We start from the raw sequence: 5,740 nt of genomic DNA on the forward strand, positions 1-5,740 counted from the left end.
GCTTCGCGGTCGTCGCCAGCGAAGTGCGCAGCCTGGCGCAGCGCAGCGCGCAGGCCGCGAAGGAAATCAAGGGCCTGATCGGCGCGAGCGTCGACCGCGTCGAGGCCGGCTCGCGCCTGGTGGCCGACGCCGGCAAGACGATGAGCGAGATCGTCGGCTCGGTGCAACGCGTCAGCGACATCATCGGCGAGATCACCGCCGCCTCGTCGGAGCAGAGCGACGGCATCGGCAGCGTCAATGCCGCCGTGACCCAGCTCGACCAGATGACGCAACAGAACTCGGCCCTCGTCGAAGAGAGCGCCGCGGCCGCCGAGAGCCTGAAGGACCAGGCCGTGCGCCTGTCGCAGGCCGTCGGCGCCTTCCGACTCGAAGCGCGGCCCTGACCGCCACACCCCTCTACCGGACGCAAACATCATGCGCATTCAAGACCTCCGCATCGGCACCCGCATCTGGTTCGCCGTCGGCGCCTTCATCGTCGCGCTGCTGGCGCTGATCGCCTTCGCCGCGTGGCGCTCGGCGCAGGTGCAGGCCTTGTCCGACGAGGCGCTGGCGCTGTCGGAAACCAAGATCCGCACGGCCTCCCGCTGGGCCGGCCTGACCGAGGGCGCGGTGTCGCGCGCCCAGGCCGGCGCGATCAGCAGCGATCCGTCGGTGCGCGCCGCGTTCAAGGAGACCAACGACAAGGCCATCGCGCAGATCACCGAGCTGCAGAAGCAGCTGAAGGACATGCCGCAGACCGATGCCGAAACGCAGCAGATGGCGAAGATCGCCGCCGATCGCAAGATCGTGCTCGACACCTCGGCCGAGATCACGAAGAAGAAGGAAGCTGGCGACCAGGAGGGCGCCCGCACGCTGGCGATGGGCGGCTTCGCGCAGGCCGTCGAGACCTACATGCAATCGCTGCGCGGCTTTGTCGCGCTGCAGGAACAGGCGGCCCAGGCCACGCGTGAACGGCTGTCGGTCGAGCGCCGCAAGACGGTGACGATGGCGGCCGGCGTGGTCGGGCTGATCATCCTCGGCGCGCTGTTCGGCACCTTCGCGCTGGTCCGCTCGATCCGCCGCCCGCTCGGCGAAGCGATCGCGCTGGCCGACTCGATCGCCGGCGGCGACCTGAGCCCGCGCCCGGCGGTGACGCGCGGCGACGAGATGGGCGACCTGATGCGCGCGCTGCAGACGATGACGGCCGCGCTCGGCCGCGTCGTGCAGCAGGTGCACACCGCCAGCGACAGCATCCGCACCGCCAGCACCGAGATCGCCAGCGGCAACCAGGACCTGAGCGCCCGCACCGAGCAGGCCGCCTCCAGCCTGCAGCAGACCGCCTCGTCGATGGAGCAGCTGACCGGCACCGTCAAGCAGAGCGCCGACTCGGCCCGCCAGGCCAACCAGCTGGCCTCGTCGGCGGCCGAGGTCGCGGCGCGCGGCGGCTCGGTCGTCTCGCAGGTCGTGACCACGATGGACGAGATCAATGCGAGCTCGAAGAAGATCGCCGACATCATCGGCGTGATCGACGGCATCGCGTTCCAGACCAACATCCTCGCGCTGAATGCGGCTGTCGAAGCCGCGCGGGCCGGCGAGCAGGGCCGCGGTTTCGCGGTGGTGGCCGGCGAGGTGCGCAGCCTCGCGCAGCGCAGCGCCGACGCCGCCAAGGAAATCAAGGGCCTGATCGGCGCCAGCGTCGACCGCGTCGAGGCCGGCTCGCGCCTGGTGGCCGACGCCGGCCAGACGATGAACGAGATCGTCGGCTCGGTGCAGCGCGTCAGCGACATCATCGGCGAGATCACCGCCGCGTCGTCCGAGCAGAGCGACGGCATCGGCCAGATCAACACCGCCGTCAACCAGCTCGACCAGATGACGCAACAGAACTCGGCGCTCGTCGAAGAGAGCGCCGCCGCCGCCGACAGCCTGAAGGAGCAGGCCGCGCGCCTGTCGCAGGCCGTCGGCAGCTTCCGGCTGCAGGCGCACTGAGCCGGCCGGCCCACTGAATCTCCCGCTCTACCCGAGGTGCCCCCATGAACCTGTCCTTCAAACGCAAGATCGGCCTGCTGGTCGGCGCCTCGATCCTGGCGCTGATCCTGCTGACCGTCGCGTCCAGCCTGCGCATGCGCAGCCAGATCGTCGAAGGGCGCAAGGGCCAGCTGGTGACGGCGGTCGAGGCCGCGTACAGCATCGCGGCCGGCTTCGAGGCCAAGGCCGCGGCCGGCACGATGAGCAAGGAAGACGCGCAGAAGGCGGCCCGCGACGCGATCCGCGTGGCCCGCTACGGCGCCGAGGCCAAGGACTACCTCTACATCTTCTCGATGGACGGCTCCGCGGTGATGCACCCGCTGAAGCCCGAGTGGGACGGCCAGCCGATGATCGGCAAGGTCAAGGACAGCAAGGGCCTGGACATCATCCAGGGCGAGATCGACGTGCTGCGCGCCAGCAAGGACGGCCGCGCCTACCTGATGACCGATTTCCCGCGCCCCGGCACGACCGAGTCGGTGCCCAAGCTGATGTACGTGATGCAGCTGAAGAACTGGGGCTGGCTGGTCGGCTCGGGCCTGTACATGGACGACGTCGACGTGCAGGTGCGCGACACCGCGGTGCAAGGCCTGCTGATCACGCTGCTGATCCTGGCCGGCATCGGCGCGCTGGGCATCGTGATCGCCCGCAGCGTGCTGCGCCAGATCGGCGGCGAGCCGAGCGACGCGGTGGCGGTGATGGGCGAGGTCGCGCGCGGCAACCTGTCGGTCGACCTGAGCCAGTCGGTGCCGGGCAGCCTGCTCGATTCGCTGTCGCAGATGGTGCGCTCGCTGCGCACGACGGTGAGCCAGGTGCGCCAGAGCACCGACAGCATCTCCACCGCCTCCGGCGAGATCGCGACCGGCAACCACGACCTGAGCGTGCGCACCGAACAGACGGCGTCGAACCTGCAGCAGGCCGCGTCGTCGATGGAGCAGCTGACCGGCACCGTCAAGCAGAGCGCCGACTCGGCCCGCCAGGCGAACCAGCTGGCCTCGTCGGCCGCCGAGGTCGCGGCGCGCGGCGGCTCGGTCGTCGCCCAGGTGGTCTCGACGATGGACGAGATCAATGCCAGCTCGAAGAAGATCAGCGACATCATCGGCGTGATCGATGGCATCGCGTTCCAGACCAACATCCTGGCGCTGAACGCAGCCGTGGAAGCGGCCCGCGCCGGCGAGCAGGGCCGCGGTTTCGCGGTGGTCGCCAGCGAAGTGCGCAGCCTGGCGCAGCGCAGCGCGCAGGCGGCGAAGGAGATCAAGGGCCTGATCGGCGCCAGCGTCGACCGCGTCGAGGCCGGCTCGCGCCTGGTGGCGGATGCGGGCAAGACGATGAACGAGATCGTCGGCTCGGTGCAGCGCGTCTCGGACATCATCGGCGAGATCACCGCCGCGTCGTCGGAGCAGAGCGATGGCATCGGGCAGGTCAACACGGCGGTCACTCAACTCGACCAGATGACGCAACAGAATGCTGCGCTGGTCGAGGAATCGGCTGCCGCGGCCGAGAGCCTGCGCGACCAGGCCAAGCGCCTGGCCTCGGTGGTCGCGACCTTCCGCCTGGAGGCAGGCGAGAACCTGGTGGCGCAGCCGGTCGCCGCGCCGGCCCTGCCGGCCGTGACGGCGCCCAAGCCGGCTGCCAAGCTTGCCCCCACCGCGACGGCGGCCAAGCCCGTGGCACCCGCCCGCGTCGAACCGAAGCCGGTGGCCGCCACCCTGGCCCCGCGCGCCGAACCGCAACCCGCCGTGGTCGCCAGCAAGCCGGCCGCCAGCGCCGCGCCGAGCGACGACTGGGAAACCTTCTGAAGCCTCCGGACTGTCTGCCATGAACCTGAACAACCTCAGCATCCGCACCAAGCTGATCGGCGGCTTCGGCCTGGTCCTCGCGATCGCGCTGCTGCAAAGCCTGCTGGCGATCGGCCGCCTGGGCCATGTCAACGCGAATGCCGCCGACATCGCCACCAACTGGCTGCCGAGCGTGCGCGCGCTCGGTGAACTGAACACCGATCTCGCGTCGTACCGCGTGGTGCGCCTGCGCCTCGCGCTGATCGACACCTCGCTCGAGGCCGAGCCGATCGAGGCTTCGCTGAAGAAGGTGGAAGGCAACATCGAGACCCACCGCGCCGCTTACCAGGCGATGGTCAGCTCGCCGGAAGAGAAGGCCTTGTACGAGCAGTTCACGCAGCAGTGGAAGAGCTACCAGGCGATCGGTCCCGAGCTGCTGCGCATGGCCAAGGAAATGGACACCGCCGGCATCAAGAAGCTGTTGAACGGACCGGGCGGCCAGTCGTACACCGACGCCCGTGCGCTGCTCGTCAAGCTGGTCGAGCTGAACAGCGCCGGCAGCATGGCCGCCGCGGCCGAGGGCCAGAAGACCTACGAATCCTCGCGCACGGCGCTGATCGCCGGGCTGGTCGTGATGACTGCACTCGGCCTCGCGATCGCCTGGTTCCTGTCGGGCGGCCTGGCCCGCGCCGCGGCGCAGGCGGTGGCCGATGCGAACCGCATCGCCGATGGCGACCTGAGCCAGCCGATCCACGCGAGCGGCACCGACGAAATGGGCCAGCTGCTGAAGGCGCTCGGCGACATGCAGGACAAGCTGCGCGGCATCGTCGGCGGCGTGCGCCAGAACGCCGATGGCGTGGCCACGGCCAGCTCGCAGATCGCGCAGGGCAACAACGACCTGAGCAGCCGCACCGAACAGCAGGCGAGCGCGCTCGAAGAGACGGCCGCGTCGATGGAGCAGCTGTCGAGCACGGTCAAGCAGAACGCCGACAACGCGCGCCAGGCCAACCAGCTGGCGATGAGCGCGTCGAGCGTCGCGGTGTCCGGCGGCGAAGTCGTCAGCCGCGTCGTCGACACGATGAAGGGCATCAACGACTCGTCGCGGCGCATTGCCGACATCATCGGCACGATCGACGGCATCGCGTTCCAGACCAACATCCTGGCGCTGAATGCTGCGGTGGAGGCGGCGCGTGCCGGCGAGCAGGGCCGCGGCTTCGCGGTGGTGGCCGGGGAGGTGCGCAGCCTGGCGCAGCGCAGCGCCGATGCCGCGAAGGAGATCAAGACGCTGATCTCGACCAGTGTCGAGCGCGTCGAGCAGGGCACGGCGCTGGTCGACGAGGCCGGCACGACGATGGCCGAGGTGGTCGCCTCGATCCGCCGCGTGACCGACATCATGGGCGAGATCACGTCGGCGAGCATCGAGCAGTCGGCCGGCGTCAGCCAGGTCGGCGAGGCGGTCACGCAGATGGACCGGGCGACGCAGCAGAATGCGGCGCTGGTCGAGGAAAGCGCGGCCGCGGCCGAGAGCCTGAAGGGGCAGGCCGCCCAGTTGCTGGCAAACGTGGCGGTGTTCAAGCTGTCGGCGGCGCATGCCGCCGCGCCGGCGCCGGTCGCCCAGCCGGCCAAGGCGGTGACCCAGGCGGCCCGCCCGGCGCCGAAGCCGGTGGCGAAGGCCCGAGCCCCGGTGGCCGCCAGGCCCGCGACGGGGCCGGTCGAGCCGGTGCTCACGGCGGCTCCGGCCCCGCGCCCGGCACTGGCCGCCGCGGCGGCAGGTTCCGACGACTGGGAAACGTTCTGATCCTTCGCCTCTTCCCGGCGGGGGACTCGCTGCGCGAGGGGCTTCTTTTCACTGCGTGAGGCTGCTGCCGGGTCTCGCCCCGGCGGGCGAGTCACTTTCATTTGAAGCCCAAATGAAAGTAACCAAAGCAAAGGGCCTCAATACAACACCATACGGTTCGTTC

General features: G+C 70.1%; 4 protein-coding genes. All 4 read left to right on the top strand.

All coding sequences use genetic code 11. From position 1 onward, the window contains the following. Nucleotides 1-383: methyl-accepting chemotaxis protein (locus AC1D01_RS18100; RefSeq protein WP_477868659.1), on the top strand; the 383-nt coding region annotated here is incomplete at its 5' end. Nucleotides 384-414: 31 nt separating this feature from the next. Next, nucleotides 415-1,965, top strand: coding sequence for a methyl-accepting chemotaxis protein (locus AC1D01_RS18105; protein ID WP_477868661.1), 1,551 nt, complete (start codon nt 415-417; stop codon nt 1,963-1,965). Between the two features lie 44 nt (nt 1,966-2,009). After that, a complete protein-coding gene (locus AC1D01_RS18110) occupies nt 2,010-3,800 on the top strand; it encodes a methyl-accepting chemotaxis protein (RefSeq protein ID WP_477868663.1) in 1,791 nt (596 codons plus the stop codon). Nucleotides 3,801-3,819: 19 nt separating this feature from the next. Further along, the gene (locus tag AC1D01_RS18115) at nt 3,820-5,577 is read left to right on the top strand and encodes a methyl-accepting chemotaxis protein (RefSeq protein WP_477868666.1); all 1,758 of its coding nucleotides are present in this window, start codon (nt 3,820-3,822) and stop codon (nt 5,575-5,577) included. Nucleotides 5,578-5,740 lie beyond the last annotated feature (163 nt).

This window comes from Rhizobacter sp. P3_B12, assembly GCF_056402895.1.